Genomic DNA, 4,849 nt, shown 5'->3' with positions numbered 1-4,849 from the left:
CCAACTACCTCAGAAACAGCGGCTATGCCTCAATCTAAACAGGACAGACTCTAGCAAAACAAGACCACATTTTGGGAGAGAGACCAGATGAGATCACACACCTCGCTTCGTGCTTTGGCGCTGCTTGGCGCCGGCATGGCATTCCTTCCCACCGCCGCCTTCGCGCAGGACGATCAGGCCGGTGAGGAAGAGCTCCAGCCCGATAACGTCATCATCGTCACCGCGCAGGGCCGCCAGCAGGTGCTGGCCGACGTGCCGGTCGCGATCTCGGCGGTCAATTCCGAGACGCTGATCAATTCGGGCGCGAACGACATCCGCCAGCTCAACCAGGTCGCGCCTTCGCTGCTGGTCTCCTCGACCGGTTCGGAAGCCAACGGCTCGGCCCGTATCCGCGGGATCGGCACCGTGGGCGACAACCCCGGCCTCGAAAGCTCGGTGCCGGTGTTCATCGACGGCGTCTACCGCTCGCGTTCGGGCATCGGCCTCAACGAGTTGGGCGAGATCGACCGCGTCGAAGTCCAGCGCGGCCCGCAGGGCACGCTCGGCGGGCGCAACTCCTCGGCCGGTCTCATCAGCATCTTCTCGAAGAAGCCCGAGTTCGACTTCGGCGGCACTGCCGAGGCGACCTACGGCAACTACAACTTCTTCCGCCTCGGCGGCAGCATCACCGGCCCGATCGCGGAAAACGTCGCCGCGCGGCTCGACGGGATCTACGTCAAGCGTGACGGCTTCTACACCGACACCGCCAACAACACCGATGTCAACGATCGTGACCGCTTCTTCCTGCGCGGGCAGGTGCTGTTCGAGCCGACCGACGCGCTCTCGATCCGCCTGATCGCGGACTATACCTACCGCGACGAGAAGTGCTGCGCGGCGACCTATGTCGATGCAAGCATCACCCCGTCGATCGGCAATCTCAACAACCCCTCGACCCCGCTTTCGCCGCTGCAGCAGAACGGCAACAACATCATCAACGTGCTGCGCGATCTCGGGCAGAACCTCGGCGCCTTCAACCAGGGCTTCAGCCGCAATGTCTCGGTCACCCCGGGTCGCAGCTTCGCGGGCGTCACCAAGGACTACGGCTTCTCCGGCCAGATCGATTACGAATTCGGCGGGGCGACGCTGACCTCGATCACCGCCTACCGCGAATATCGCTCAGGCCAGGCTTCGGACACCGATTACGGCACGGTCGACATCCTCTACCGCGCCGAAAGCGACGAGGCCTACCGCCAGTTCCACACCTTCACGCAGGAACTGCGCCTGCAGGGCGAGGCCTTCGACGGCAAGCTCGACTGGCTGGTCGGCGGCTTCTTCGCCAACGAGAAGCTGACGGTGCGCGACAACCTGCGTTTCGGCAACCAGTACGGCCGCTTCGCCACCTGCCGCATCATCTCGGGCGGCGGCCTTGCCGGCCTCTATTCGCCGACCAGCCCGCTGTGCGTTGCCCCGGGCGTCGGCCCGGCCACGCTCGCTGCCGCCACGGGCGGCGGCCAGACCGGTGCCGATATCGTCGCCGGTTTCACCGCATTGGACGGGCTCAACAACCGCGGCTCGACGATCGACCAGTACAAGCAGGACGGCACCAACTGGGCGCTGTTCACGCACAACATCTTCGACATCACCGACCGGCTCTCGTTCACCTTCGGCGTGCGTTACACCAACGACCAGAAGGACTTCTCGGCGCGGTTCGGCAACGACAACACCGCCTGCACCACGGTGCAGGGGCTGCTCGTCGACGATCTGGCGAGCACCAATGCCACCGCCCGCGCGCTGGCCGGCGCGCTGATCGGGCTCTCGTGCCAAGGCAACTCGACCGCCGAGCTCAACGGGGTTGCGATCAGCGACGACCGCAGCGAGGACGAGTGGACCGGCACCGGCATCCTTTCGTGGAAGGCGACCGACGACCTCCTCGCCTATGTCAGCTACGCGCGCGGCTACAAGGCGGGCGGCTTCAACCTTGACCGTTCGGCGCTGAAGTCGCCGATCCTGCCGTTCGGCGGGCAGGCCGGGGCGCAGGCGCTGGTACGCAACCTCCAGTTCGATCCCGAGCTGGTCGACAGCTACGAATTCGGCCTCAAGTACGCGACCCGGCCGTTCAGCCTCAGCCTTGCAGCATTCCGTTCGGATTTCAGCAACTTCCAGCTGAACACCTTCAACGGGACGGTGTTCTTGGTGCAGAACGTCAACGGCTGCAGCGGCGATCTGGTCGGCGGGCCTTCCTCCGATACCGACACCAGCGCGGCCACCGGTTCCTGCGCCGCCGCCGACGTCAGCTACGGGGTGCGCACACAGGGTGTCGAAATCGAGACCCAGATCAATGCGACCGACAATCTCAACATCGCCGGCGGCGTGACCTATGCGCGCACCCGCTATGTCGACGATCTGGTCGGCAACGCGTCCGGCGCCCCGCTCGACCCGGCGCTGCGCAAGCTGCCGGGCGACAACCTGTCGAACGCGCCCGAGTGGGTCGCCACCGGCAGCATCACCTGGACCCCTGAAATCGGCTCGAGCGGCCTCACCGGCCTGTTCTACGTCGACGGGCGCTATACCGAAGGCTTCAACACCGGCTCCGACCTGTTCCCGCAGAAGGAGCAGGAAAGCTTCGCGCTGTTCAACGCGCGCATCGGGATCCGCGGGCCGGACCTCAAGTGGTCGCTGGAGTTCTGGGGCCAGAACATCTTCAACAAGGACTATGCCCAGGTCGCGTTCAACTCGCCGTTCCAGGCGGGCACGACCTCGGCGCCCTTCGTTGATCCGCAGTTCCCGGGCGGGCGCCAGATCTTCTCGCACTTCCTCGCCGAACCGCGCGTCTACGGCGTGACCGGCCGGTTCAACTTCTGAGCCGCACCAAGAGTGCAGTTCGGAGAGGGGGCGTCCGAAAGGGCGCCCCTTTCTCGTTGGGGCTAACCCCTCTGGCCGAACAGCGCGGTCCCCACACGCACGTGGGTCGCGCCGAGCATCACCGCGGTCTCGTAATCCCCGCTCATCCCCATGCTGAGGCCCAAGACGCCGTTGTCCGCCGCCAGTTTCGCCAGAAAGGCGAAGAACGGCGCGGCCTCCGTGTCGGCCGGAGGGATGCACATCAGGCCCGCCAGGGGGATGCCGGTCTGCCGCACCTCGGCGAGGAATCCGGGCAGATCGGCGATTGGGCAGCCGCCCTTCTGCGGCTCGTCGCCGATATTGACCTGCACGAAGCACGGCACCTGCCGCCCCGCCTTGTCCATCGCCTTCGCGAGCGCGGTCAGCAGGCTCGGCCGGTCGAGACCGTGGATCATGTCGAACAGCGCGACCGCTTCCTCCGCCTTGTTCGATTGCAGCTGGCCGATGAGGTGGAGTTCGATGTCGGGATGGGCCTCGCGCAAGGCGGGCCACTTGCCCTGCGCCTCCTGCACCCGGTTCTCGCCGAACACGCGCTGGCCTGCGTCAATCAGCGGCTGGATCGCGTCGGCGTCGTGGGTCTTGCTCACCGCAATCAGCGTGACGCTGTCGGGCGAACGGCGCGCGGGCTTGCAGACGCGGGCGATATTGGCGCGGACTTCGGCGAGGCGGGTGGCTGCGTTTTCCATCGCCGCGCTCTATAGCGGCTGGATGGCCCGCGCAAAGACCCTCCCCGCCCTGTGGCTGATCTCGGACGCGCGCAACGATGCGGGGCTGGAGCGGGCCCTCGCCGCGCTGCCGCGCGGTTCGGGGCTGATCTATCGCCATTATCATCTGGACGGGCACGAGCGCCTCGCGCGCTTCCGCGCGCTTCGGCGGGCGGCGAGGGCACGCGGCCACGTGGTGGTGCTCGCGGATTCGGCGCTGACGGCGCGGGAGTGGGGGGCGGACGGAATTTATGGCGCACCCCGCGCGCTGTGGCCGCGGCGGGCGGGGCTGCTGCACCTCGCCACCGCGCACGACATGGCCGAACTGGGCCTGGCGGCAAGGCTGGGCGCGGATGCGGCGCTGCTCTCGCCGGTGTTCCCGACGCGCTCGCACCCGGGCGGCGCGGTGCTGGGGCCGGTGCGCTTCCGGCTGCTGGGACGGCAATCGCGGCTTCCGGTGATCGCGCTGGGAGGCATGACTGCGAAGCGGGCCCGCACCTTGCGATGGAAGCGCTGGGCCGCGATCGACGGCTTGTCCTAGCCGCTAGGGGCGATCCCGGCGTCGATGTCGTTCATCGCTCTTTCCTTGACCGGACTCCGCCTAGGATTCATGATGTGTTCCGCACAGGAGAATCCCCCATGGCCAGCCGCGCGGTCGCAACCACCAAACCCGTTCGCCAGACCGACGCCGAATGGCGTGCGGGGCTGCGCCGGTCCCTGCACCGCATTGCCCAGATGGCGGGCGCCGGGCTGCTGCTCGGCGCGGCGGTGTTCCTCGCCCTGGCGCTCGCCAGCTACACCCAGACCGACCCCAGTCCCTCGACCGCAGCCGATCCGGCGGAAGTCGCCAACTGGATGGGCCGCGCCGGGGCCTGGGCGGCAGACCGCGTGCTGCTGGTGTTCGGCCTGCCCGGCGTGCTGCTGCTGCCGCTGCTCTATGTCAGCGCGCGCAAGCTGTGGCGCGATGTCGAGAACGGCGACGAACCCGAAACCACCGCCTGGTGGATGCCCGCCGCGCTGCTGCTGATCGCGATGACGCTGATCGCCACCGTGCTCAGCCTGCTCTTCGAAGGGCCGGGCGGGACTCTGCCGGCGCAGGCGGGCGGCCTTTCCGGGCTGCTCGGGGCGGGCGCGATCCGCGCGGTTGCAGCGCGGTTCGGCGCGGGGGCGGAGGGCTGGGTGATCCTCGGCCTCGCGCTTGTCTGCCTCGGCGCGGGCGTCGCGCTGCTGACGCGGATCTTCGCGATCGACTGGCGGGTGTTGAT

General features: G+C 67.7%; 4 protein-coding genes. 3 read left to right on the top strand and 1 reads right to left on the bottom strand.

Annotation, left to right across the window (positions count from 1 at the left end):
* The first annotated feature begins 135 nt into the window (after positions 1 to 135).
* Positions 136 to 2,841, top strand: coding sequence for a TonB-dependent receptor (locus AX708_RS13515; protein ID WP_369815628.1), 2,706 nt, complete (start codon positions 136 to 138; stop codon positions 2,839 to 2,841).
* A gap of 62 nt (positions 2,842 to 2,903) precedes the next feature.
* On the opposite strand, the gene AX708_RS13510 is transcribed toward AX708_RS13515, so the two are convergent.
* Positions 2,904 to 3,566 (bottom strand): YggS family pyridoxal phosphate-dependent enzyme, encoded by a 663-nt coding sequence (locus AX708_RS13510; protein ID WP_066526606.1) that lies wholly within the window; start codon positions 3,564 to 3,566, stop codon positions 2,904 to 2,906.
* Between the two features lie 22 nt (positions 3,567 to 3,588).
* Between AX708_RS13510 and AX708_RS13505 the strand changes: the two genes are divergently transcribed.
* Both AX708_RS13505 and AX708_RS13500 read left to right on the top strand, forming a co-directional pair.
* Positions 3,589 to 4,125, top strand: coding sequence for a thiamine phosphate synthase (locus AX708_RS13505; RefSeq protein ID WP_066526611.1), 537 nt, complete (start codon positions 3,589 to 3,591; stop codon positions 4,123 to 4,125).
* 98 nt (positions 4,126 to 4,223) lie between these two features.
* Positions 4,224 to 4,849, top strand: a 626-nt coding sequence (locus tag AX708_RS13500) for a DNA translocase FtsK 4TM domain-containing protein (protein ID WP_197426398.1), incomplete at its 3' end; no start/stop codon positions are given.

Origin of the sequence: Erythrobacter sp. CCH5-A1 (assembly GCF_001557115.1) — a bacterium.
Classification (GTDB): Bacteria; Pseudomonadota; Alphaproteobacteria; order Sphingomonadales; family Sphingomonadaceae; genus Erythrobacter.
This window is presented reverse-complemented; position numbering and strand designations above follow the sequence as displayed.

Bases quoted from the DNA above. Each gene is read 5' to 3' on its own strand.
- AX708_RS13515 (WP_369815628.1), top strand. From the start codon at position 136: ATGGCATTCCTTCCCACCGCCGCCTTCGCGCAGGACGATCAGGCCGGT.
- AX708_RS13510 (WP_066526606.1), bottom strand. From the start codon at position 3,566: ATGGAAAACGCAGCCACCCGCCTCGCCGAAGTCCGCGCCAATATCGCC.
- AX708_RS13505 (WP_066526611.1), top strand. From the start codon at position 3,589: ATGGCCCGCGCAAAGACCCTCCCCGCCCTGTGGCTGATCTCGGACGCG.